Genomic DNA, 24,300 nt, shown 5'->3' with positions numbered 1-24,300 from the left:
CCCAGTTCTTTGATGAGTTTACGAAGTGCCGCCGCCGAATGTGGAATGCTCCCGTAATAGCGAGGGGCTTCCCCGGTTGAATCCGCAATGGCCACCGAAATTTTTTCTTTGGATACATCTAAACCGACGAATTTTGTGATAGACTGCATAGTATCAGCTCTCCTTTGCTATGTAGCTCTGAAATGGTTGGTCTTTCCACTTTCCATTTTAACCTACGAGATGTAGCAATGTGGAGGGCTGTCTGTTTATCGTTCATCATAGCTAGAATCATAAAACAGCTCTTGTTGCTCCTGAACGGATCTGCATACTCTTTTACACTCAGCTTATCTATGGCTCGATCATGTGCTTCTTGTTCACGAATGTATTTCGCAACAGCGGCTTCATTTAAGCCCACTGTACATAATATCCTTCTGCCCAGAATTTTCGATTCCATATTTATACTTCAACTGCGCATGCTTCTCAAAGATCGTTAACGAATCCTCCACCCGCATAGCGGGGCGTTTCTTTGTTTCGCGCGTTTCACGCACTCAACTGGCTAAAGCTTAAAAAATAAAAAACCTCGCTCTACGCGAGGTTTGTTCATTATCGGTTCGGCATCGTAAATTTGTCAGGCAAAACTGACCCATCGCTAAACCGGAAAAATTGATAGTAGTAGTGCTCTTTCTCTTTGTAAAACAGCTCCCATACATATTCGCGGTCATGGATCGCCGGTACAAGTCTTACGATTTTAATGCCAGGCAGCGTTTCCTTGATAATACTTCGCATCTGACTCTCCGACTTTCCGTTCGCCAGAAGCTCTTCATGCGCCTCTCCATTTGCCGGCAGCCAGACGATCAATTCTTCTCCCGCTTCGTTGTTCCCTTGGACGACCCAGCACACATCATCCCAAACCGATTTCCAGGTTTTCACCACTTCAACGATACCAGATTGCTGTTTAGCTTGCTGAATCGCCGTTTTCTCCTCGCTCCAGGTATCTTGCAGAATATATACATAGTAACGATGAAGGCCGAAGAGCAGGAGCAGCACAATGAGGATGGAAAGCAGAATCCATTTGGTTCTCTTCTTCAACCTTCTCTTCCTTTCCCAGGCAAAAATTCATTCTATTTGTATCTAGCAGATTAGCACAATTACGATCTGGCCAGCAGCCCCTCAAAAGCGGCCTGCGCCTCATGACGGATGCGTTCCTCATCCAAAGTAAGGCAGGCGCCGTGCTTTACAACCTGCTTCCCGTCTACCCATACGTGCTCGACATCTTTTGGCCCTGCTGAATATACAACATGGGATATATAATCCGTTCGCGGCACAAAATGAGCCTGCTCCGTATTCAAAGCGATAAAGTCCGCTTTCATCCCCGCGGCAAGCTTGCCCGTATGTTCCAGGAACAACGATTTGGCTCCGTATTCCGTGCCCATGCGCAGCGCTTCGATCGCAGGTACAGCCGTAGGATCGCCCGATACCCCTTTATGAATCAATGCCGCCAGACGAATTTCTTCAAACATATCGAGATTGTTGTTGCTAGCCGCGCCATCCGTTCCTAAAGAAACCGTTACGCCAGCTTTCAGCAATTCCGGCACCCTTGCCACGCCGCTGGCCAGCTTCAAGTTGCTGCCCGGGTTATGTGAAATGGCCACCTGATGGTTCGCCAGCACCTCGATCTCATCGTCCGTCAAATGCACGCCATGAGCAAGCAGCGTTGGACGCGAGAACATTCCGAGTTTCAGCAAATGCTCTACCGGCCTGACGCCGTAATCCGCAACGTTTTGCTCCACCTCTGCCTTCGTCTCGGACATATGAGTATGCATTGGCAAATCGAGATCATGCGCCGCCTGTACGAATTGCGCAATATAGTCCGGCGGGCAAGTATAAGGCGCATGCGGCGAAATCATCGTCGTAATCCGTCCGTCCGCCTTGCCATGCCAGGTCCTAGCAAATGCAACGGCTTCATCCAGCTTCTGCTTCTGTACATCGGCAGGACATAAGCCGATCGCGCCCCGCATCAGCACTCCGCGGATTCCAGATTGCTCCGTCACTTTGGCAACCTCGTCCATGTGGTCATACATGTCCAGAAAGGTTGTCGTCCCGCCCTTGATCATTTCCAGAACGGATAGCGCTGTACCCCAGTATACGTCACTGCCGGTAAACTTCGCTTCCATCGGCCACATTTTTTCCTGCAGCCACTTTTGGAGCACCATATCGTCGCCGTATCCGCGCAGAAGCGACATCGCCGCATGGCCATGCGTATTGATCAGGCCCGGCAGAAATAACAAGCCGCTTCCGTCAAATATAGTTACGTCGTCTGTAACCTCTGGCTTCTCGGAGCCAACATAAGTAATAAGATCGTCCTCGACCAGCATAAATCCGTTAATGACGGATTTATCCTGCTCCAGGACAGCAAAGCTTCCATTCGTGATAAGCAATTTACGACTCATCTGCTACGGTTTCCTTTCCATTATCCAAGTAATAAGCAAGGCTCAGCAAATCCGTTGTGAAATCCGCCGCATGGATTCTCACCTCTGCAGGCACTTTCAAAATAGTAGGGGCAAAGTTAAGAATCGCCCCAATGCCTGCGGCGACCAGCTGATCAGCGACACGCTGGGCTTCAAAATCAGGAACGGTAATTATCCCGATCCGGATGCCCAGGGCCCGGACCGTTTCTACGAGCTCTTCAATCGGCTGGACGGTAATGTTGTTGATTTTGGTGCCGATTTTAGACGGGGCTGCGTCAAACACAGCCACGATCTTCATGTTGTCCTTCAAATAAGCGTTATAGTTGGACAGCGCCTGACCTAAATTACCGGCCCCGACAAGCGCTACGTTAATCTGCTGATCCAAGTTCAAAATCTGTCTTATTTTCTCAATAAGATAAGATACATCGTAACCGATCCCCTTCCGCCCGAAATCCCCAAAATACGCCAAATCCTTGCGGATTTGAGCCGGATTAAGATCGAGCTTCTGACCTAGCTCCTGAGAGGATACCGTCGGTACTTCGCGAAGGCTCAGCTCATTGAGGAAACGCAAATACACTGGCAATCTGCGTACAACCGCATCCGAAATTTTTTCTGATTTCATTAGCTTTTCTCCCCTTATAATAGCGCGATATGAACAACCGTTATTCCGTCTTTCCTTCCTCATCCCGGCCGGCCTGAACATCGAGCCATTCCGAAATTCTCGGTACCATTTGCTCTGTCGGCATATGTTCGATTTTGGGCCCAGGCAAGGAATATAAAAAATATTTACCGTAGTAAGATTCCAAGATGCGTGTGTCATAGACAACGACGATGCCGCGGTCCTGTGAAGAGCGTACCAGGCGTCCAAAGCCCTGTTTGAAGCGAATGACCGCTTGCGGTACAGACAATTTCATAAACGGGTTCTTCTTCTCCTTCTGCAGCCGTTCGCCCTTCGCTTCTACAAGCGGGTGATTCGGCGGCTGAAACGGCAAGCGGACAATCGCCAGACTCGTCAGCGCTTCTCCCGGAATGTCCACCCCTTCCCAGAAGCTGCTCGTACCCAGCAGGACGGACGCTTCCTGACCTTGGAACCTGCGGGTCAGCTTCGTCCGGCTGCCGCTGTCCATCCCTTGGCCGATGACGGTTATCCCCGCGGAGGATAACTGCTCCTTCAGCGGCTCATAGACCTGCCTCAGCATCCGGTAGGACGTAAACAGCACGAGCATCCGGCCACGGGTCGCTATAGCGGTATCCGCCAAGGATTGCACGAGCGTATTTACAAAGTGTTCATCCCCAACACTGCCTTTGACGCTCGGAAAGTTGCGGGGGAGGACCAATAGCGCCTGGTCCCGGTAATTAAACGGTGAAGGGAGCATCGAGGTAAGCAGCCGGTCGCCAGCCGCTGCCTCCTGCAGCCCAAGCTGGTCGATCATGTATTGGAATGATTTATCGACCGAGAGCGTCGCTGAAGTCATCACCACACTTTTCTTCTTATCGAAGAAATAATTTTTGAGCTGCTCACTTACGTCGATCGGCACTGCATAAAATTGCAATGAGCGGCTGCGATAATTGCCATTGCCTTCAATCCAATAGACCGTCTCAGCATCATCAAGCTTAATAAAGGCGCGGATCGCCTCACGTTCGGCAGCCAAATCCTTGAACAGTCCACTGATATCCGTCAGCAGACTGTCTGCCCCGAACTCCTCCTGCTCGTCCCGGATGTCGTTCACCATGCGCTCCCCTTTGCGAAGCGCTTCGCCAAGCAATACGTAGATATGATTCTCCATTACTGAAAGCGAATCCCAATCCTTAGGCTTCTTATGCGGAAGCAGGCGGAGGACAAACTGCCCGGGATCGCCAGGCGCAGCATCGCTGCGTTCCGGCATAAGGGAAAAAAGCATCTCACACAGCTTATCCCAGTGCTCCTTCACATCCACTAAAGCCGGATAAATTTCATCGATCGTGCTGCACCAATCGGCTGACTTCTCGCTTTGTGCACTTTGCATCATAGCTCTAAGATTGGGAAGCTGTCCCGTTTTGCTATCCTTGAACAAGCGGGTTAGCGTATGCACCACGGTGAAATATTTCATATTCAAGCCAAGGTGCTTGCCTGCAACGTCCTCCAGGTGATGCGCTTCATCGATGACGAGCCGCTCATAACCCGGAAGGAGCTGATGCCCTGCCTGAATATCAGTGAACAGCTTCGAATGGTTCGTAATCACGACATCCGCCACGCCGGCCTCATGCTTGGCCCTATGGTAATAACATTTACGGAACCAAGGACAGGAGCGTCCAAGGCACGAATCGGAGTCGCTGGCCACCGTCTCCCAGAAGTCTCCGCCGCGATTTCCGAGGTTCAGTTCCTCATCATCGCCGGTCACGGTTTGAGTCAGCCACACAATCATTTGCGCAGCAATCATTATCTCTTCCTTAGGTGAAGCAAAATCTCTTCTACTTATTTTATGTTCAAATTTGCGCAGACACAAATAATGCTGCCTTCCTTTAAATACTGCCGCGCGAAAAGGAAACGGCACGGCCTCTGTCAGGAGAGGCACATCGCGCTCGCGAAGCTGCTCCTGCAAATTAATCGTATGCGTGCTGACCATAACCTTCTCGTCATGCTTCACGCCATGATAAATGGCCGGCAGCAAGTATCCAAGTGATTTGCCGGTTCCCGTACCAGCCTCCACCAGCAAATGCTTATCTTCATCGAATGCGCGCATGACTTCTTCCAGCATCATATTTTGCGCTTCCCGTTCCTCATATTGAGGCAGCTTGCTCCGGAGCCGCTCCCTCACCTGCTCCAAAAACTGCCCAAACGTCACATTTTCAAGCGGATTGTCGTACATAGTATCCCTCGCGGGCACGATATCCATCCAGTCTTCCACCTGCAGAGCATACTGACGATAGTAAGTAAATCCGTCGGTGTCCTGCTCGCTCTCCCGCTCTCTTTCCTGCAGGGCAGCATCGAAAAACCAGCTCAAATCGCTGTCCTCTCCCGCAAACAAGTCGGCTAGCCGCTGCAAAGTCAAAAGCGGAAGGCCAGTCAGCTCCTCCAGGCATTTCAAGAACACATGGGCGGTTGCAAGCGCATCGCTGTCTGCCTGATGAGGACGGTCATGCTCCACGTCAAACTCAATGGCAACAAGTCCCAGCTGATAAGAGCTAAGAGATGGGTACAATATTTTCAGAAAATCCATCGTATCCAAAATACGTCCTGTAAAAGGAAGATATCCCGTCTTATCGAGTGCGCTCTGCAAATAATTGAAATCGAAAGCTACGTTGTGGCCAACGAGCACCACATCGTTCAGGAGCGGAACCATTTCCATCATCACTTCATCCAGATCAGGCGCTTCCTGCACATCCTCCTCGGAAATTCCCGTTAGCCCTGTAATAAATGGAGGGATCGGAATCGTCGGCTTAACAAAGGAATGGTACACCTGGGAAATGGTCAAATCATGATCTATTATGGCAAGTCCTACTTGAATGATTTCATCAGTGGACTGGTTACCTGTTGTTTCAAAGTCAAGTACAGCATATTTCATTTGTGATCAATGGTCCCTTTCGTTCCAGTCTCTTTCTTACAAAAACGTTCAGAAGTCAAAGGCTGATGCTGCGGCCCTGACACGTAACTTATTGAACAATCTCTTAACAGCATAACAGAAGATGGCCGATTTGAAAATTAATACAGATAAACACAAAAAGAAGCGATGCGCTCCCAAGGCGGGTCGCGCCTCGCTTCTTATGGCCTGGGCTTCCGCCTACAGCAAAAATGTAAGCTGGTTGCCATATTGAAGCTTTCCTGTACTGTGCAGACAGGCTTCCCAATTTGCTAATGGCTCCGGCAAGGTGGGATCGCTATGGTAAGCCAAAGTGAAATATTCCCTTGCTTTACTGCGGGCGCCTCGTTTGGCCTCAATGCAGCCGAGCGCATTGTAAATGATGGAGCGCAGCCTTTTATTGGCAGCAACTCGGAGCACTTCTTCGAAATAATGAACAGCCTCTTCACTTTCTTCCATATGAAGATAACACATCGCCAAATAAGTGCGGCCAATCACGCTGTCAGGATATTGCTCCAGAACGTCCATAAACTGTGCCATCGATTGCTGGAACATCAGAAGCTTATAGTAGCCTTGCCCCTTTACAAATGCTTCGGCGTTCATTTCCGGATAATCGAGATCCAGCTTCTCTTCGAGACAAAATCCCTTTTGTCGCAGCGCACCCATTTTCTCCTCAAAATTCAGCCATTCCTCAATAATGCTATCGCTCATATGCCGCAGAAGATGCCATTTCTGCGTAAGCTCATGCTTGTGAGCGCCTTGGGCGATCGGGTAATGCCGGGTAATCTCATCCAACATCTCATTCATTTCCGCAAATACATGTTGAAACATCATCCGCAACCCACCCTTTAACGAAAATGAAATCAGTGCGAGGCCTTACGTTCATTTTTTGTTCCGGACGGCCTTTTCATTCCCGCAGGCATTAATTGCATAACCAAAGCATCTTGCTGGATTATAATGCGAGGAGCCTTATTATCGGATCGTTGCGTGAACTTCCTCATGCATCGTCTCTACAGGCCGATTATGCTCATCAACGAACACGACGGTCGGCTTGTGGCTTCTCAGCTCTTCTGGAGACAATTGCGCATAAGAAATAATGATGACGTTGTCTCCCGGCTGAACGAGCCGCGCTGCCGCTCCGTTCAGGCATATGACTCCGCTGCCGCGCGGACCCGGGATCACATACGTTTCAAGGCGGGCACCATTGTTGTTGTTCACAATTTGCACCTGCTCATTTTCAAGCAAATCCGCTGTTTCCATTAAATTCTCATCGATCGTAATGCTGCCTATATAATTTAAATTGGCCTCCGTCACAGTGGCCCGGTGGATTTTGGATTTCATCATCGTTCTAAGCATGGTCAGCTGACCTCCTTCGCTAAAATAATATTGTCGATCAATCGTGTTGCACCGAACTTGACCGCAACTGCGATTAATATGTCGCCTTCGGCATCTTTTACGCTCATCGAGTCGGGCAAAGCTATTAATGATGGGAAATAACTAATTTCCACATAATCAATTTGAGCCGCAGGCTCTAACGCAATGGAACGCGTAATTTGCCGGAATATTTCCCCCGCTGTTATCTGATCGTTCTCACGAACCGTCTGCTCCGCATCGCGCAATGAACGGGACAATACCAGCGCAGCCTGCCGCTGCTCGGGCTCAAGGTAAACGTTGCGCGAACTTAGAGCGAGGCCGTCCTCTTCCCTTACAATAGGGCAGGGAACAATTTCTACGTCCATATTAAGGTCGTTAACCATTTGGGCCACAACTGCGGCCTGCTGGGCATCCTTCTGACCGAAATAAGCGCGATTGGGCGAAACGATGTGCAGCAATTTGCTTACGACTGTCGTCACGCCATCAAAATGGCCTGGACGCGCCGCGCCGCAGAGCCGCTCCGTCAGTTCCTCCACCCGCACGATCGTCTTCGTTGGCTGCGGGTACATTTCCTCGACGCTCGGCAGAAATATGACATCGACGCCTTCCCGTTCAGCAAGGTGCTTATCTTTATCGGGATCGCGCGGATAACGGTCAAAATCTTCATTCGGCCCGAACTGAATCGGATTGACGAAAATGCTCAGCACAACCAAATCATTATTTTTTCGGGCATACCGCAGCAGACTGGCATGCCCCTCATGCAAATACCCCATCGTCGGCACAAATCCGACCTGCAGCACTTTCCCCTCATGAGCTGCAGCGAACCGCTCGGTCCGTAAATGAGCCTTTAAAGCAGCGATTTCCGTAAAAACGATCATGACTGCGAATCCACCTTCCCTTTTCCATACAAGCTGCCAAGCAGCTTCTCATCCGCTGTAAAAACATGCTGCTCCGCAGGAAAGGCCCGCGTCTTCACTTCTTGCACATATGTTGAAATGCCGCTGCGGATTTGTTCTCCGAGATCGGCATAAGTTTTCACAAATTTTTTCTCACGGTATTCCGATGTGTATTTCAGCACGTCATGGAAGACAAGCACTTGTCCGTCACAGCCCCGGCCTGCACCAATGCCGATCGTCGGGATCGTAAGCTCCCTTGAAATCGCCGCCGCTGCCTCTTCGGTCACCAGTTCAAGAACTATGGCGAATGCCCCCGCCTGCTCTAGTGCTTTGGCATCCTCCAGCAGCCGCCGCGCATCGTGCTCATCCTTGCCCTGAATGCGGTATCCGCCGATTTGGTTAACGGATTGTGGTGTCAAACCGATATGACCGAGAACAGGCACTCCCGCCTGGACGATCGTTTGGACCGTAGAAGCAATTTCGGCGCCACCCTCCAGTTTTACTGCATGGGCATGGCCCTCCTGCATTATTCTCCTCACCTGGCGAAGCGTCTCATCGGCGCTGCCATGATAAGTCATGAACGGCAGGTCCGTTACGATAAAAGTATGCCCTGCCCCGCGGGCTACAGCCCGGGAGTGGTAAACCATGTCATCCACCGTAACCGGTATCGTCGTGTCATAGCCCAACACCACATTGCCAAGAGAATCTCCGACAAGAATGATATCGATCCCTGCCTCCTCCGCCAGACTAGCAGAAGGATAATCATAGGCGGTGATCATCGTGATCGGGATGTTATCCTGTTTCATTTTTTTCATTTTAACGATGTTTAACGCATGTTTGGACGTCATTACCTTCATCTCCTTTGGTTTACATTCCTGCAGAAGGATGTAACCGAACATTTTGCCTGAACGACAAAAAAACCTTTTATCGTCGAAGCGCTAAAAAGGTCCGAATCCAAAGAAGAATTGCTTTCTTTCGTTCGTCCCTTCTGTCTCGGTCCTTCCCGGCTCAGAGCAGAATCCAACGTAGCCGACAAAATCGGCCAATACAGCTATTCTGTAATACAAGATGATAAGTCCCCATGAGTGCAGCTCAAGCGATGATGCCGCCTCATGTGGACAGTATAACAAAATTTATTGCGAATTACACCCGTCAAACTGCACTTCACCAGAGAAAATTGTGGTGGGCTGGTTATCCACCCCGATGAGAAGGAGTCCGCCCGTTGCATCCAGGCCAATTGCCCGGCCGCTGATTTCCCCTTGAGCGGTCTTTACGGTAATAAACCGTCCAGTCGTTATCGACTGTGCTTCCCATAAATGCCCGATAGGGGAAAAGCCCTCTTCCATATACAGTTCGTAAAGCTTCTCCATTTCCTTCATAACCGCACCGATCAGCACGGCCCGATCGGCCTTTTTCCCGCTTTCCATTTTTAGTGAGGTCGCAATCGGCACTAATTCGGAAGGGAGATCCTCCTCTTCCAGGTTAACGTCAATGCCAATTCCAGCAATACAATAACGGATCATTTCATCCTCGCCGACCGATTCAAGCAAAATCCCGCATACTTTGCGGCCATCGACAAGCAAGTCGTTAGGCCATTTAATTCCTGCGTTAACTCCCGTTACGGCCCGCACGGCCCGGCATACGGCGACAGCCGTCAACAAGGTAAGCTGGGGCGCTGCTGATAACGGCAGCTTCGGGCGGAGCAGCAAACTCATCCATATTCCCTTGCCTGGCGGCGAATGCCATTTTCGCCCCTGCCGGCCGCGGCCGATCGTCTGTTCCTCGGCAATAACAAGCGTCCCCTCCGCCGCTCCCTGCTCAGCAAGCAGGCGGACCTCTTCCTGTGTCGAGGTCGTCACTTCCAGCAACTTCACCGTCTGCCCGAAAGATGCCGTATCCAATGCATGAAGCAAAGCGCTGTATTCCAGCCGCTCAGGCTTGCTGACAAGACGGTAGCCTTTGCGCGATACCGCCTCAAATTCATAGCCTTCCTCGCGCAGTTTATTTATTTGTTTCCATACCGCTGTACGGCTAATCGACAATTTCCGGCTTATTTCTTCTCCGGAAATAAATTCTCCCGGACGGGACAGAAGCATATCCAGCAAACGACTATGACTCATTATGTTTCACCACAGCTTTCACATATTCGAGCAAGGGCTCCTTTTCATTGGGCAGCTCTTGATTGGCAACGAGCAGCAGTATGTGTTTCATCAGCTCGCCGAGCCAAGGCCCGCCCTTCTTCTCAGACACAACCAGCACATCGTTGCCCCGGATAGCCAAATCCTGCAAATGTTGAACAGGTACTTCAAGGAACCACTTCTGCTCCTGCTCCAACTCCCGTCCCAGCTCTTGCAGACGAGGCAAATCCGCACTCCGGTCCCCATGCTGGGAAGCCAGCCATTGATGCTGCCGGCGCAGCCACAGCTCTGCCGTCGTTTTGCCGAACAAAATTTGCAGCTCGATCCAGCTTTGGCGCAGCCGGTCCGTCCCCGTTTTAGAGGAGGCACCTCTTGCTTCACACCAGGCTTCGTCAAACAAAATGATTCGGGCTGCTGCCTGGGCCATATGATTGGGAAATGTCCATTGCTTCATTTTGGCCGCCGCCTCGCCTCCTGAAACACCCAGTCCTTGCAGCAGCATAGACCAGCGCAGCTCCCCGGGCTCAGCTGCCAAATGAGGGAGCACCGCTAGCCGTTCCAGCCTCTGCTTTGGAGCAGTGTTTGCCTCGTTCAACGGAACCTTGGCATAATGCAGCAGCTGGCTTCTGCGCAGCAGTTCCATGCCCCGCAGCGGATCGGGCCCTAGCACCACCCGCTCCAGCTCAGCCCGGATCCGCTCCATCGCGACGAATGACAGCTTGTCTCTTCCTTTAATTAACGCCCTCCACAAACTTTTCACCGGCCGAAAGCCAAATACCGACGCAAAGCGGACCGCCCGGACCATCCGCAGAGCATCCTCCTCAAAACGCTCCTCAGCCTTGCCAACGCAGCGAACAACGCCGCCGCGAATATCCGCCTCCCCGTGAAAAGGGTCGGTCAATCGCCCGTCCAAGCTGCGCGCTATCGCATTCATCGTAAAATCCCGCCGCTGCAAGTCCTCGATAATCCCGTCCACAAATTCGACAGCGGCTGGACGCCTGTGATCCTCATATTGCGATTCTCTGCGGAAGGTTGTCACTTCAAAAGGAATATCCTCCATCAGCACCGTTACCGTTCCATGCTGTAATCCTGTCGGGATCGTACGCTCAAACAATTCCATCACCGCTTCCGGCTTTGCGGAAGTAGCGATATCCATATCATGAACCGGACGCCCCATCAGCTCATCCCGCACGCAGCCTCCGACGAAATAGGCGCTGTGCCCCGACTCCAGCAATGCTTTAAGCACCTTTTCCCCCTGATGCAGCATCAGGGGGTCTACTTGCTTCCATTCATTCATCGTTCACAACCTCCGAGAAGACCTCTCTTCTTTACCCCAGCGCGCGATGCTGCGCTGTATGAGGGTAGCCTGCGCCGGCTCCGCGCTGACTTGCACAATGCAATCGTCGAATCACCAATCAGTTGCACCACGCGAAGCACCCAGCGGGCGGTGGTCGGCGTCACATGACGGTGGTCAACGGGCATGACAGCATAGCCAGCGTCCGCAGCGGTCTTTATCCGCAAAGCGGCTTTAATGCCGGCACTTTTCTCCCAAGCACCTTGTAATAAATGCTCTCATACTGCGTAGTTATCAGCTCACTGCTGAACTCTCCTTTAGCCCGGGCGATACATGCTTTCTTCATGTTTTGCGCCAGCTGCTCATCTTTAAGAATAGCCAGCGTGTCATCTGCCATTTGCCGCGTATTGCCGATCGGAGCCAGGAAGCCGGTCTCTCCTTGAGCCACCAGCTCGGGAATCCCTCCGGCGATCGATCCGACCGTAGGTATGCCGCAGGCCATCGCTTCCAGGGCTACGAGGCCGAAGCTTTCTTTCTCGGAAGGAAGCAGCAAAATATCCGCCATGGAAATAACATGGGCTATATCATCTTGTTTGCCTAGGAAGTGAACGCGGTCGGCAATGCCTAATTCTTTCACTTTCGATTGAATTTTAGGAAGATCCGGACCTTCACCAACGAACAACAGCTGGGATGGAATTTCCTTATTCACCATTTTAAAAATATCGACGACATCGCCAACCCGCTTTACAGGGCGGAAGTTGGAAATGTGCATCAGCACCTTCTCCCCCGGTGCGGCAAATTCACTGCGGCATGATTTCGTATCACGAGGGTAATAGACCCGCTCATCTACAAAATTATAGGTTAGCTCAATATCTCGCGTAATATCGAGTACTTCCCGGGTTTCTCTCATCAAATCACGCGAAACTGAAGTTACGGCATCACTTTCATTGATCGCAAGCCGAATCAAGTCTTTCAGCGACTCATCCTGGGCAAGGACTGTGATGTCCGTTCCATGCAGCGTAGTGACTACTTTCAGCTTATCTCCCACCATCTGCTTCGCCAAAAAAGCGCAAACTGCGTGAGGGACCGCATAATGCACATGCAAAACATCCAAGTCTTGCTGTTTTGCAACCTGTGCCATCTTCGTCGCTAAAGACAAATCATAAGGCGGATAGCGGAATACATAATAGTCGCTGACTTCCACCTCATGATAAAAAATGTTCTTATGGTAACTGCCGAGGCGAAAGGGGACACTGTGCGAAATAAAATGCACTTCATGGCCTTTCTCAGCCAACAGCTTGCCCAGCTCGGTAGCCACAACCCCAGACCCGCCTAGCGACGGATAACAGGTAATGCCTATTTTTAAAAATGGGTCCATATAGTTGGGGCCTCCTTCATTGTTGAGTACCTTTCAATTTGAACTTATGAGCTGGCGGACCCGAATAGTTCTACCAAATACGGTGACTTGACTGCAAAGCCTTCGGCATAAGGAATGAGCTTTCGCTGCCCAAGCAAGGCATCCCTTGCTTTCACCCGCTCGATATAACCTTGATTCAACGGCGTCGGAGCAATGTCTTCACCTGGTGCAGCCTGTCCAAATTGAGAGCGATAACAGAGTAACGTCTGTTCTTTAATCGCATAAAATTCCGTGACATCAACTAACAGATCTGGCGTACGCCAATCGTTAATGAAATAAAAGTATAGCTCGGGAGCCGGCACGGACGGCGTATCCGGCATATACCTGCGCAGCTTGGCATTAAACACGGCTTCTTCCACAAGCTTGCTTGCCGCGACATGATCCGGATGCCGATCCTCCCAATATGGAGCAAACACAATGTTCGGCGCATGCAGCCGGATCACTTCGGTTACAGCAGCGATGTTGCCGGAAGTTGCTTGCAGTCCCCGGTCAGGCAATCCGAGATTGCTCCGGTGCGACAGCCCAAGCACCGAGGAAGCGGCAGCCGCTTCTTCTTTCCGGAGCTTCACATTGCCGTTAGATGACAGCTCGGCCTCAGTCAGATCAACGATGCCCACCTTATGTCCGGCAGCCACCTGCTTGGCAATTGTGCCGGACATCCCAATCTCCGCATCGTCTGCATGGGCCCCAATAATCAGTATGTCAAGCTTGCTCATTGCGTTAAACCCGGTTTGTTCTGTTCCACAAGCTCGCGCCAGGCAAAATCCCCACGGTCAAGGGCGCGGATTAAAATCTCGGCGCTGGCCATATTCGTTGCTACAGGGATCCCATGTACGTCACAAAGGCGAAGCAGTGCCGTAATGTCAGGCTCATGGGGCTGGGCCATCAGAGGATCGCGCAAAAAAATAACGAGATCCATTTCGTTTTGAGCGATAAGTGAACCGATTTGCTGATCTCCGCCTAAAGGCCCCGAAAGAAAACGGTGAATTTTCAATTCTGTGCTCTCCATAATGCGCATGCCTGTCGTTCCGGTGGAATACAGTTTTTTGTCCTTAAATACATGCTCATAAGCGATTGCCAAATTAACGATATCTTCTTTTTTACGATCGTGAGCAATAAATGCGATATTTATCATGGTCCCTATCTCCTTATCGTGCTTGTTACAATTGGATGCTTTTGAACAAACCTTATATATAATTAATCTACAAAATGCTCGAAACCATAAATTAAGCCTTCATATTCCATTACTTTCTTAATCGCCAGATTGACTCCTGGCATGTAGCCGGCACGCTCATATGAATCATGGCGAATTTTCAGCGTCTGCCCGAACCCGCCAAAAATGACCTCCTGCTGGGCAAATATACCTGGAAGACGCACGCTGTGAATCCGGAATCCGTTATAATATCCGCCTCTCGATCCATCAATTGTCTCTTCTTCAAGCGGATTGCCCTGCCGCAGCTCCTCGCGGTTCATAGCGATTAATTCTGCTGTCTTCACCGCTGTTCCTGACGGGGCATCAAGCTTCTGATCGCCATGATATTCAATAATTTCGAGATGAGGAAAATACTTGGCTGCCTGTGCGGCGAATTTCATCATGAGGATAGCCCCGATGGAGAAGTTTGGCGCAATCAATCCGCCGATTCCTCTCTCCTGGCACTGCTTGTCCAAATCCTCGATTTGTTCCGGAGTGAAGCCTGTCGTCCCAATCACCGGACGGACTCCCTGCTTAATGGCTACCACAGTGTTGGAATATGCGGATTGCGGCGTCGTGAAATCGACCAGCACCTGAGGCTTGCCCTCCACTAAAGCCAATTCCAAATCATTGCTAAGTGTTACGCCGCAAGCTGGAAGACCGACGAGCGTCCCGGCATCCATCCCTTCATCGGATAAATTAACGGCTGCTACAAGGCGCAATTGGGGATCCTCGAGAACCATCTTTACTACTTCTTTACCCATTCTGCCGCCTGCTCCAGCAACAGCTACTCTTATTTGTTCTGTCATTGTCATTAACCTCACATTTCCTAGGATGATGATTGATTGATCTTAGACTTGAATCGTTGTTCCAATTTTAATAGATGCTGCGCGATAACGTCGTCCTGCGGAAGCAAGGAAGCCTCCTGAACCGCCTGCAGGGCGCGTGAATATTGCTGTAATTCACCGTAAGCAATCGCAAGCCATAACTGGGCAAATACGGATAACGGATCAAGGTGAACCGCCCGTTCCAACAAGACCACCGCGGACTTGGCTAACCCGCTGTTCATTTCGGGTTGTTCAAGCTGCTTCTTGGCCATCAATGTAAACTCTCTGGACTGCAGCCGGTCATAATGAGATTTATATTCCCCATGCGCAGGCTCAAGCGTTGCCGCCAGACGGGCATGATGAATCGCTTGCCCCAGGCGGCCGCTTCGAGCGCAAGTAATAGACAGACGAAAATGAATGTCTGCATTGTCAGGTCCCTCGGCTAAAGCCTGTTCAAACCAGTGAATCGCCCCTTCAAAATCATTATCCAAAATGCTTCGAAAAGCTCGCTTCAGCTGTTGTTCCCCCTGCATATGCCGTCCCCCCAGCTGTGGGTAAATATTACTACAGCATATGATACTGCTTGCTAATCGGTGTTCTTCTTAGTCCAGCGATCAGCATCGCGGGTATTAAATTTATGCATAACCTTATTATGGGCTTCCGTTAAATCAATGCCCAGTGAATTGGCAAAGCAAATCGTAATGAACAATATATCGCCTAGCTCCAGTTCAATAGAATTATCAGCTTCCTCCGGCTTTTTCGGCTTCTCTCCAAACCGGTGGTTTACTTCCCGGGCAAGTTCGCCGACTTCCTCACTCATCCGGGCAAGCATACTGAGCGGGCTGAAGTAGCCTTCCTTAAACTGCGATATGTACTCGTCCACTTCCCGCTGCATTTGCGAAAGTGATTTCTCCTTCAAAGCCTGTGCCTCCCCGTCTTTACTCAGGTTTTAACCCTATGTTAACGTAAAGACGTTTTGAAAACAAATCATTTTTTATCGCTGCACAAAAAGGTATACTATATAGATTGAATGAAAAATGATAACTATAAAAGCGACTGGGTTACTTATTCGATAACAGGCGAGGGATCTATGATGAAAATAAACAAACTTTCGGGTTATGTGAAAACGATACTGCCGATTATGCTGGGAACGGCGATTTACGCTTTTGGTTTGCTCTATTTCATTATTCCGAATCAACTAATGGAAGGGGGGGTTACAGGAATAACTATCCTCCTCAACTATGCATTAGGCATCTCTCCGTCCATATCCAACCTGGTCTTGAACATACCGCTGTTCCTGCTTGGCTGGAAAATCCTCGGAAACCGTTCGATTGTATATACAGGCCTGGGCATCGCTTCATTATCTTTCTTTCTATGGCTGTTCGAAAATTTGATCCGGACCGGTTGGATCAATCCATTTACGACGCAGCATGACTACATACTGGCCTCCCTCTATGCCGGCGTTACGCTGGGAGCAGGTCTCGGCATTGTATTCCGTTTCGGGGGCACGACCGGAGGATCGGATATCATCGCGCGAATACTTGGCCGTAAATATGGCTGGAGCATGGGACAGGTTATATTAAGCCTCGATATTATCATTATTGGTCTTTCTCTGTTCTATATTCGGGAGGAAAATATTTTATATACCCTGGTTGCGGTGTTTATCGCTTCCAAGGTCATCGACTTCATTCAGGAAGGCGCCTATTCGGCCAGAGCATTTACGATTATCAGCGACTTTGCTCCTGAAATTGCGGAAATTATTACGAAGGAGATGGATCGCGGGGTAACCTTGATTCCAGCAATCGGTGCTTATTCCAAGCAATCCAAGCATGTGGCATATTGCGTTGTTTCGAGGCAGGAGATCCGGCGCTTGCGCGGGATCGCCAGATCTGTTGACCCCCGGGCCTTTATCATAATCAGCGATGTCCATGATGTACATGGAGAGGGCTTTAAAGAGGATTAGCCCCGCTCCGGGGGAGCAGGGCTATGTGAATAACAATAATGATAATAAATATACGCAGTTTAATCTCGTCTTCTGAACAAACTGCCATTTCCTTGCGGCGGCTTGCGTACGGGCGATACTACCTGCCATGCCTCATATTTCCGAAGGCCGGTATAGATTAACGCCAGCATAATCCAGCCGCCAATCAGAGCTGTCCAGTGCCAGGGATTGCTTGAGCCGGTAAGGGGCAAAAATACCGGTTCATAGCCTTTTCGTCCAAACAGCTGCTTGAGCAGCGGCTTTCCGTGAGGCAGCACCTCCTTCAGCGCCGCCTCGTCCCAGTTCTTGTCGAATCCAAGCCGTCCTACCAACGAGATCCAAGAGTCGAATTTAGTCAACTCTGAAGGGCCTCGCTGAATGAGCGCGGCTGGCCTGATCAGCTCATAATGCTGCTGAAATGCCTGTAATGCCTCCTGGAACGAACTGCGCTTTCCGCCGGAACGCGCTGTGTCCATTTCCGCCAACTGGCTGGACATCACTTTGTAATACTGCTGCCAAAGGGCGTCCCGCTCTTGTATCAAGCTATTTACCGCAAGTCTTAATCGCGCCGACGTCTCTCTCCACGCCTCGGGCGACAGCTCTGCCCTGTTGATCGTTTCCCTTGTATCCATAATGCATTCTGCGAGGGCATGTATGCCATCTACTGATGTAAGCCCCTTGAAAGATAACCCTTCCAGCGCTTCGATCAACCGGTCCATTTCCTGATGAGCTGCTGCTGTTTTCCCTTGCTGCATGGCAGCGTATAAACGTTCGGCAGCGTCCGCAAACCCTTTCAATTTCTCCTCGCGCTTCTCGGCGGACAGTCCATGAGAATCCGTATTGCTGGCAGCGGCATCACTCAAGAACTGTCCGCTCCAGACAACGGACAGCAGAAAAGTTAACAGCATTAGCAGCATCTGTCTTTTCTTATTCCGCTTCACGGACATCCCTCCTTACCATTCATGGTATGCAGGTTGTCCTCACTTAGAACCGCTACTTACTTGGAACTGCTACCTTCTTTGGGCCCCGCGCATAGATAACCAGCCCACAGCGATACTGAACCCGGTAAGAGCTACCGTAAACAGCATCACAGCAGTAATGTCATCCCAGAGCGATGCAGGCAGCCAAGGGTACACACCAAACGAGTAATCGATCGCGTCATTCAAAAATGTCCACCCTCCGGCAGCAAGCAGCATTATCGTACCAAACTTGAATAATCGCACAAACAGCAGCGCTTCTACAGCCATGGCCAAATGGGAGGCCACGAGCATCCAGTCCTGCCAGACGAGCACCTCGCCCTGATACGCCCCGGCAAAAATAATGGCTACCGCCCAAATCCCGTATTTCACGCTGGTGACGACCGCCAGCGCTTCGATCAAGGTTCTGAACTTATGAAACCTTGAGAGAGGCTTTGGAAACATAAGAAACAACAAAGCGAGCGTAAAAAACAAACTGGCCGTCGGGCTATCCGGCACGAACGGAATCAACCACCGCGGATTATTGACCCATGTATATTCGAGCTGGGCTCCATACCATATGTATCCATAGATCGTTCCCAGTAAATTGCTAATAAACAATGCCCATAAAATGATTCGGCTTGATAAAAACTCCTTGCTCCAAACCAAAGACAATCTCAACCTCCATCCTCCTTCCTTTCTTAGCATCAACTTCACTATACCTTCGATTGAAATTCAAAAGCCTGACCGTAATCACGATCAGGCTTTTGAATTATTTCTATTTTACTGTTCGGCTTTTTGTTTCGCAAGCCATTCAGCCAAGTGGTCGATGTCCTCGTCTGTCAGCCCCGCTTTAATCGCGTTATCATAAGCCGGCTGCATGTTGTTATAACCATTGTGGATAATCGCCAAAATGGCTTCCTTGTCGTGCTTGTCGCCAATGCCGCGAAGCGAAGGGCCAGCGCCCCCCTTCAAGTCAGCCGCGTGACAAGATATGCACGTGGCTTTCTTGTAAGACTCCATGGCTGGATCATCTTTGTCGACAATGCTGATTTCTTTCGTTTTAATCGCATTGGACGTAGGCAACCCTTGTGCGCGCTTTTCCCTAGCCTCTTCTACACGCTGAATATGCTCTGGCTTTTGGCCGGATTTCTCAAGCTCATCCACATAATGCGTCCATGCTACGTTCGTCAAATAAACGATCGAAGCAAGGGACAGGAACATTAAAGATGAAGCGATCGGACGGCGATAGAAACGGCGCTCCTTACCGCGATCCAGAAATGGAGCGAGCAGAAGACCGCCAAAGGCGACGCCAGGAATCCCTAAGGTTCCCAATACTACCCAGTCTCCCGAAGCATATGGATACTTCAAATACTGATACAGGAACAGGAAGTACCAGTCCGGCATCGGAATTACCGATGCGCTTGGGTTAGCGGGATAACCAAGTGGAGCAGGTTCCGAAATAGTCAGCACCAGGAAGCCCACAAGCACTACAACCCCAACCATCCATTCCTTCAGCAAAAAGTTAGGAATAAACGCCTCCGACTTCCCCGGATAAGCCGAATAGTCGGGAGGAGTAATAAATCCGTTACCCTTGCGTACGCGCGAATCACCGACAAATACGACTTTCTCTTCCGATTTGTCTATGCGAGCCATGTAAATGCCTCCCCTCTTCTATTTTATAGCGGACCGGAAATACCCTGTCTGCGGATCATAATAAAGTGTCCCACCAGAAGGATAAGCAACACGGCCGGAAGGAAGAACACGTGAATGGCGAAAAACCGGGTGAGCGTCTCCGCACCTACAATCGAACCGCCCTGCAGCAATTCTTTAATAATCGGTCCAACAATTGGCACAGAGTTTGCTATTTCCAATGTAACCTTTGTAGCAAAATATGCTTTACTGTCCCAAGGCAGCAAATATCCGGTCAGACCGAGCCCGATCATGACGAAAAATATCAGCATACCAACAACCCAGTTCATCTCGCGAGGCGCCTTGTAAGAACCCGTGAAAAATACCCGGAGCGTATGAAGGAACATCATAACAATGACCAAGCTTGCCCCCCAGTGGTGCATCCCGCGGACGATTTGGCCAAAAGCCACCTGCGTCTGCAAATACTCGACACTGTTATAGGCATTAATAATATCGGGAACATAGTACATCGTAAGGAACATCCCCGATAAAATCTGGATTACCGTAATAAAAAACGTCAGTCCGCCGAAGCAATAGACGAAAGCGGAGAAATGATGCGCGGGGTTAACGTGTTCCGGAACCTCATGATCCGCAACATCCCTCCAAATCGGCGTGATATCAAGACGTTCATCAATCCAGTCGTAAACATTTTTAAACATCTGAATCTACGCCTCCTTATTTCACTATTGTATTCGGGATAATTTCTCCCAAATAGACCCAATCATCCTTCAGCATGACCTTGTACTCGTCAAGCGGAGCCGACGCAACGGCCAATTGCTTTCCCTCTTTCGTATAATGCGCATTATGACAAGGGCAGTGATACTCGTTCGGGAAATTCGCATTTTTATTCCAGTCGACCGTGCAGCCCAAATGCTTACAGATTGGTGAAAGCGCATAAATATTTCCGCTCTCATCTTTACGAATCCAAGCGACGAGTGCTGCTGTACTTGAGTACCAGCCATCCTGCTGCTGCAGCTCAAATGTAAACTCTTGCGGCTCATTCGTTATTTTACTGGCTTCAACCACCTTAACAAAAGTGCCCGCGCCTTTCTTGTGCAGAATCGGATCTACAGCAAAACGTACCATCGGCAGCGCCGCACCTCCTACCATAAAAGCGGTAGCGCCCCCCAATGTATATGTAAGAAACTGCCGACGGGACATTTCCTTACGAGTAGGCGGTTTATGCGATGATTCATGCTCGTCGTTATGAATGCTCATACTGTCTTCAACCCCCTTTGCAAGCCAATTCTTTCTCCCGTTTCAATGATAAATATCACATGTATTGGTAAGACATATTAATAATATATTAGGGTTCCTAGAGCGTCAAGAATATACGGCGTCTTTTTCCGCTTACATCAGTCAACCGCCGCTAAAAATGTTGATAATTTGTCACAATTAGCGTTTTTGGCCATCCTCCCACATTTGTTGGATTTGCTGCTTTACAATAGCAGCTGGATCGTCTTCGCCGAAATCCAGCAATTGCCGTGCTGCAACGATTAAATCCGCATTGTTCATTTCCGCTGCCGATACTTCCACATCAGCCGACACGACGATCACATAGGTGAATCCGGTCAGCTTGACATGATGACATATTTCATTTACCTGCGGCAATATTTGTTCCCTGCCATATTGAAACGAGGGATATGTTACAACTCTCCCTTTGAACGGGATTTCAATCCAATCCATTACATCCCTTAATTTCTCCAGCGCGGCCGTCACTTCATAAGGCTGTTCTTGTCCTGTCAATCCGGTAATCGGGATAAGGCACGTATCTAAATATGGACGCAGCTCCTTCCAGGAAGCTTCCTCTACTTCACTAAACTTCATCTTTATTCCCCCTTCATGATCTCTAGCCATTATAAACTAAGCTCGGGCAGCTTAACACAAAAAGAAAGAATGCCTTAACGGCACTCCTTCATGTCTTCCAGCGCTTTCAACTCCTCGGTCAAAAGCCGAAATGCTTCCTCATCACCCTTGGCCAAAGCGGAATCAATTTCATGATATATTTGTTCAGATCGATGTTTGCGCAGAGCTTCATCCCATATCATCTCCGCCGCTAGACCAAGCATCACTTCGTAGGTTACCTTCATTTGATCCATAGGATGCACCTCCAAAAATTATAGTGCAGACATCCTATATTCTTTTCCCTTCGCCACATAACTGTCCGTTGTCAGCTTCATTCTCCGCAGGTCGTCTTCTGTAAGTTCGCGGACAACTCGAGCCGGTGAACCTAAAGAAAGAGTATAGGGTGGTATTACTGTATTTTCCGTTACTAAAGAACCTGCTCCTACTAAAGCATATTCACCGATATCAGCTCCGTTTAAGATGATAGCCCCCATGCCAATTAAAGTGCCTTTGCCTATATGACAGCCGTGTATGATCGCGCCGTGGCCAATGGAAACATCATCGTCCACGATCAAAGGCTGACCCGTATTCACATGACCGATAACTCCGTCTTGAAGATTGGTTCGCTCTCCAATGACGATCGGGGCCAGGTCTCCCCTTAGCACAGCATTAAACCAAATACTGCTCTCCTTGCCGACCGTTACATCGCCAATCAGCTTGGCGCCTTCAGCTACAAATACGGAAGCGTCTACAATCGGCCGTCTGCCCTGACACTCCATGAACATGATGACCACCCCTCCATCCTAATTTGGAAGGATTGTAACAATCCGCTGTGCCGTTGTCAATGATGGACGGCCGGTTGTTCATTCTTCATAGCTAGCCTTTTTGGAGCTGTTGGATCGCCTGGCTGCCAAAAGGCGTTACCTGAACAAAACGTTCGGAACTGCCATCTTCTCCAATGCGAATTAAACCGAGATGCAGCATCATCCGCAATATACGCTCTTCAAAAATAGACTCCGGCGTATCATAGAAGAACGGCCTGATCAAAAACCCGATTTGCGCAAACAGCGAGGAGGCGGTGACCCATTGAGCAGAACAGCGCTCGATCCAGTATATGAGAGAGAGTAAGTTAGAAATGGGCCCTTTATAAAGTCTTAACCAAAAGCTAACAAACTGTATCAACGCTTCCTGCTTATTCTCTTCCAGAAACGAGCTCCCGCTTGCCGTTAAGGTCAGCACCCCGCCTTCCTCGCGGATGAGCCTCAAATGGTAGGCATAATCGTACAATAACGCAAATCGGCTTGGGTAGTCCTTGAATCTTCGCCCATAGCCAAATCTCCAGCCTCCCCCTACCAGCGCCTCTGAAACATGAAGCTTCTCCATAAGCTGCAGTTGATTTCTCCGATACATAATCCCTTCGGCATTTAACGGTACTTCATGACGGGATACGTAATCCAGCAGCTCTCTTAAATCTTTAGTAAGCAGATCGAACTCCTCACGGTATGCAGCTGGCTCGGCTTTCGCTTTTACTATATTAGCTTTAAAGCGGCTTTCCAGCGTCTCCTTGAACCGCCTCTTCAAATCCTCGGGCACCTCGAACAAGTATCTGGTGTTCGCGGTAGAGCCGTTAAACAGCCATCCCCGCTGTCTGAATGCGGCGATCACTTCTCGCGGGCTCTCCCGTTGTTTGGCTTCCTCGGTAAAGCGCGACTGCTGCGCAAAAGCGATTAACTCTTCTAAACTGAACTGACGATGCCCGGCAAACAGCAGCATGTTCAGAAACCGCAAATCTTCCACACCTAATTGATCGACACGCTGTTTAATAAATTCTCTTCGCCCAATCATTTGGAGAATGGATTGGATCAGCTCATGCTTGGAGTTCCCATTACACTCGCATTCGTAATGATTTGCTATTCTGCTAAGCTGTCCGATATCGGCAAAAGTGAGCATATCCGCCAAGTTCATATTTTACCGCCTCGCTGTTTTACTACCATTATGGGAAAATTTCCAAATTTTATTCCGGATAAAAAAAAATAACCCGGTTTCACGCCGAGTCATCTCATATGTTCTTCAAGCTTTATTCCAGGTGCTTTGTACAGTTATACAGCAGCAAATCCCAATCACGCTCTGTCCGCTCCACGATCGTCAGTGATAAATTCCCAATCCGCTCAATGCATTTATTATCATATAAGGCCGTATATAACTGAGCCAGCAGCGCTCCATGCGAGATCACCAGCATGCGGCTGTCCGGGTAACGTTCGTACATTTCTTCCATAAACGCCAGAGCTCTTTTCCGAATGTCCGTCTCCTTCTCCTGCCCCAGCTCCAGTTCGTGCCAATCTTTCCCCCATAACGTCTCCCTCTCTTCCGAAGTGAGGCCTTCAACCTGCCCAAATGCCCGTTCCATCAGTCTGGAGTCAGGGTCATACAACGGGATGTCCAAAATACGGGCAATGATCTCACCAGTTTCCTGAGCACGGGATAATCCGCTTGTAATAATAAAATCCCATGGCCGGACATCGCTCTCCTGCTTCAGCCTTTCAGCCAGATTGACCGCTTGCTTTCGCCCTTCATCATTTAACGGAATATCGCTTTGGCCTTGAATTTTTCCTGCAGCATTCCAATCTGTCAATCCATGACGTATTAATCCGACAATCATATTAAACCTCCGAATAATTTAA

27 protein-coding genes and 1 pseudogene are annotated in these 24,300 nt (G+C 49.7%); 1 reads left to right on the top strand and 27 read right to left on the bottom strand.

Annotation, left to right across the window (positions count from 1 at the left end):
- Window positions 1-289 precede the first annotated feature (289 nt).
- The 17 genes and pseudogenes from G358_RS34135 to G358_RS0127010 form a co-directional block, all read right to left on the bottom strand.
- A pseudogene (locus tag G358_RS34135) lies at window positions 290-473 on the bottom strand (IS200/IS605 family transposase); the annotation flags it as partial.
- Between the two features lie 109 nt (window positions 474-582).
- The gene (locus tag G358_RS0127085) at window positions 583-1,068 is read right to left on the bottom strand and encodes a cell wall elongation regulator TseB-like domain-containing protein (protein ID WP_019640407.1); all 486 of its coding nucleotides are present in this window, start codon (window positions 1,066-1,068) and stop codon (window positions 583-585) included.
- 59 nt (window positions 1,069-1,127) lie between these two features.
- Window positions 1,128-2,429 (bottom strand): amidohydrolase, encoded by a 1,302-nt coding sequence (locus tag G358_RS0127080; protein ID WP_019640406.1) that lies wholly within the window; start codon window positions 2,427-2,429, stop codon window positions 1,128-1,130.
- The gene (locus G358_RS0127075; RefSeq protein ID WP_019640405.1) at window positions 2,419-3,069 is read right to left on the bottom strand and encodes a redox-sensing transcriptional repressor Rex; all 651 of its coding nucleotides are present in this window, start codon (window positions 3,067-3,069) and stop codon (window positions 2,419-2,421) included. The genes G358_RS0127080 and G358_RS0127075 overlap by 11 nt, the downstream gene beginning before the upstream one ends.
- Window positions 3,070-3,109: 40 nt before the next feature.
- Complete coding sequence (gene dinG, locus G358_RS0127070; protein ID WP_019640404.1) at window positions 3,110-5,992, bottom strand: ATP-dependent DNA helicase DinG; 2,883 nt, start codon at window positions 5,990-5,992, stop codon at window positions 3,110-3,112.
- A 216-nt stretch (window positions 5,993-6,208) separates the two neighbouring features.
- Complete coding sequence (locus tag G358_RS0127065) at window positions 6,209-6,838, bottom strand: tetratricopeptide repeat protein (protein WP_026342500.1); 630 nt, start codon at window positions 6,836-6,838, stop codon at window positions 6,209-6,211.
- Window positions 6,839-6,979: 141 nt separating this feature from the next.
- Complete coding sequence (panD, locus tag G358_RS0127060) at window positions 6,980-7,363, bottom strand: aspartate 1-decarboxylase (RefSeq protein WP_019640402.1); 384 nt, start codon at window positions 7,361-7,363, stop codon at window positions 6,980-6,982.
- A 2-nt stretch (window positions 7,364-7,365) separates the two neighbouring features.
- Window positions 7,366-8,259 carry a pantoate--beta-alanine ligase gene (gene panC / locus G358_RS0127055; RefSeq protein ID WP_019640401.1) on the bottom strand — a complete coding sequence of 298 codons (894 nt, stop codon included), beginning with the start codon at window positions 8,257-8,259 and terminating at the stop codon, window positions 7,366-7,368.
- Window positions 8,256-9,125, bottom strand: a complete 870-nt coding sequence (gene panB, locus G358_RS0127050) for a 3-methyl-2-oxobutanoate hydroxymethyltransferase (RefSeq protein ID WP_019640400.1) — start codon at window positions 9,123-9,125, stop codon at window positions 8,256-8,258. The genes panC and panB overlap by 4 nt, the downstream gene beginning before the upstream one ends.
- 285 nt (window positions 9,126-9,410) lie before the next feature.
- Window positions 9,411-10,397: a biotin--[acetyl-CoA-carboxylase] ligase gene (locus tag G358_RS0127045; RefSeq protein WP_019640398.1), complete on the bottom strand. Its 987-nt coding sequence runs from the start codon at window positions 10,395-10,397 to the stop codon at window positions 9,411-9,413.
- Window positions 10,387-11,712: a CCA tRNA nucleotidyltransferase gene (locus G358_RS0127040; RefSeq protein ID WP_019640397.1), complete on the bottom strand. Its 1,326-nt coding sequence runs from the start codon at window positions 11,710-11,712 to the stop codon at window positions 10,387-10,389. The genes G358_RS0127045 and G358_RS0127040 overlap by 11 nt, the downstream gene beginning before the upstream one ends.
- 214 nt (window positions 11,713-11,926) lie before the next feature.
- Entirely contained in the window at window positions 11,927-13,087 is a 1,161-nt protein-coding gene (gene bshA, locus G358_RS0127035; RefSeq protein ID WP_019640396.1) for an N-acetyl-alpha-D-glucosaminyl L-malate synthase BshA, read from the bottom strand.
- A 44-nt stretch (window positions 13,088-13,131) separates the two neighbouring features.
- Window positions 13,132-13,842, bottom strand: coding sequence for a bacillithiol biosynthesis deacetylase BshB1 (bshB1, locus tag G358_RS0127030; RefSeq protein ID WP_019640395.1), 711 nt, complete (start codon window positions 13,840-13,842; stop codon window positions 13,132-13,134).
- A complete protein-coding gene (locus G358_RS0127025) occupies window positions 13,839-14,261 on the bottom strand; it encodes a methylglyoxal synthase (RefSeq protein WP_019640394.1) in 423 nt (140 codons plus the stop codon). Before G358_RS0127025 ends, bshB1 begins: the two co-directional genes overlap by 4 nt.
- Window positions 14,262-14,323: 62 nt before the next feature.
- Window positions 14,324-15,127: a 4-hydroxy-tetrahydrodipicolinate reductase gene (gene dapB / locus G358_RS0127020; protein WP_026342498.1), complete on the bottom strand. Its 804-nt coding sequence runs from the start codon at window positions 15,125-15,127 to the stop codon at window positions 14,324-14,326.
- 20 nt (window positions 15,128-15,147) lie between these two features.
- Window positions 15,148-15,678 carry a tetratricopeptide repeat protein gene (locus G358_RS0127015; RefSeq protein WP_019640392.1) on the bottom strand — a complete coding sequence of 177 codons (531 nt, stop codon included), beginning with the start codon at window positions 15,676-15,678 and terminating at the stop codon, window positions 15,148-15,150.
- 53 nt (window positions 15,679-15,731) lie between these two features.
- Window positions 15,732-16,040: a nucleotide pyrophosphohydrolase gene (locus tag G358_RS0127010; RefSeq protein WP_033404613.1), complete on the bottom strand. Its 309-nt coding sequence runs from the start codon at window positions 16,038-16,040 to the stop codon at window positions 15,732-15,734.
- 198 nt (window positions 16,041-16,238) lie between these two features.
- On the opposite strand from G358_RS0127010, the gene G358_RS0127005 reads away from it, so the two are divergent.
- The gene (locus G358_RS0127005) at window positions 16,239-17,108 is read left to right on the top strand and encodes a YitT family protein (RefSeq protein ID WP_026342497.1); all 870 of its coding nucleotides are present in this window, start codon (window positions 16,239-16,241) and stop codon (window positions 17,106-17,108) included.
- Window positions 17,109-17,167: 59 nt separating this feature from the next.
- Here the strand turns inward: G358_RS0127005 and G358_RS0127000 are convergent, their stop codons facing one another.
- From G358_RS0127000 to G358_RS0126955, 10 genes are all read right to left on the bottom strand, one after another.
- Window positions 17,168-18,073, bottom strand: a complete 906-nt coding sequence (locus G358_RS0127000) for a sporulation protein YpjB (protein ID WP_157274497.1) — start codon at window positions 18,071-18,073, stop codon at window positions 17,168-17,170.
- A 63-nt stretch (window positions 18,074-18,136) separates the two neighbouring features.
- A complete protein-coding gene (locus tag G358_RS0126995; protein WP_019640388.1) occupies window positions 18,137-18,763 on the bottom strand; it encodes a DUF1405 domain-containing protein in 627 nt (208 codons plus the stop codon).
- Window positions 18,764-18,865: 102 nt separating this feature from the next.
- Window positions 18,866-19,738, bottom strand: coding sequence for a menaquinol-cytochrome c reductase cytochrome b/c subunit (locus G358_RS0126990; RefSeq protein ID WP_019640387.1), 873 nt, complete (start codon window positions 19,736-19,738; stop codon window positions 18,866-18,868).
- 23 nt (window positions 19,739-19,761) lie between these two features.
- Entirely contained in the window at window positions 19,762-20,433 is a 672-nt protein-coding gene (gene qcrB / locus G358_RS0126985) for a menaquinol-cytochrome c reductase cytochrome b subunit (RefSeq protein WP_019640386.1), read from the bottom strand.
- Window positions 20,434-20,449: 16 nt separating this feature from the next.
- Window positions 20,450-20,992: a QcrA and Rieske domain-containing protein gene (locus tag G358_RS0126980; protein WP_019640385.1), complete on the bottom strand. Its 543-nt coding sequence runs from the start codon at window positions 20,990-20,992 to the stop codon at window positions 20,450-20,452.
- 177 nt (window positions 20,993-21,169) lie between these two features.
- Complete coding sequence (locus G358_RS0126975) at window positions 21,170-21,601, bottom strand: DUF2487 family protein (protein WP_019640384.1); 432 nt, start codon at window positions 21,599-21,601, stop codon at window positions 21,170-21,172.
- A 74-nt stretch (window positions 21,602-21,675) separates the two neighbouring features.
- Window positions 21,676-21,873: an IDEAL domain-containing protein gene (locus G358_RS0126970; RefSeq protein WP_019640383.1), complete on the bottom strand. Its 198-nt coding sequence runs from the start codon at window positions 21,871-21,873 to the stop codon at window positions 21,676-21,678.
- An 18-nt stretch (window positions 21,874-21,891) separates the two neighbouring features.
- Window positions 21,892-22,404 carry a gamma carbonic anhydrase family protein gene (locus tag G358_RS0126965; protein WP_019640382.1) on the bottom strand — a complete coding sequence of 171 codons (513 nt, stop codon included), beginning with the start codon at window positions 22,402-22,404 and terminating at the stop codon, window positions 21,892-21,894.
- A 91-nt stretch (window positions 22,405-22,495) separates the two neighbouring features.
- Entirely contained in the window at window positions 22,496-23,584 is a 1,089-nt protein-coding gene (locus tag G358_RS0126960; RefSeq protein WP_019640381.1) for a hypothetical protein, read from the bottom strand.
- A gap of 112 nt (window positions 23,585-23,696) precedes the next feature.
- Window positions 23,697-24,278 carry a histidine phosphatase family protein gene (locus tag G358_RS0126955; RefSeq protein WP_019640380.1) on the bottom strand — a complete coding sequence of 194 codons (582 nt, stop codon included), beginning with the start codon at window positions 24,276-24,278 and terminating at the stop codon, window positions 23,697-23,699.
- Between the last annotated feature and the right edge of the window lie 22 nt (window positions 24,279-24,300).

The sequence above is a fragment of the Paenibacillus fonticola DSM 21315 genome, assembly GCF_000381905.1.
Lineage (GTDB): Bacteria > Bacillota > Bacilli > Paenibacillales > Paenibacillaceae > Fontibacillus > Fontibacillus fonticola.
The sequence above is the reverse complement of the archived record's forward strand: the minus strand, read 5'-3'. Positions and strand labels throughout refer to the sequence as shown.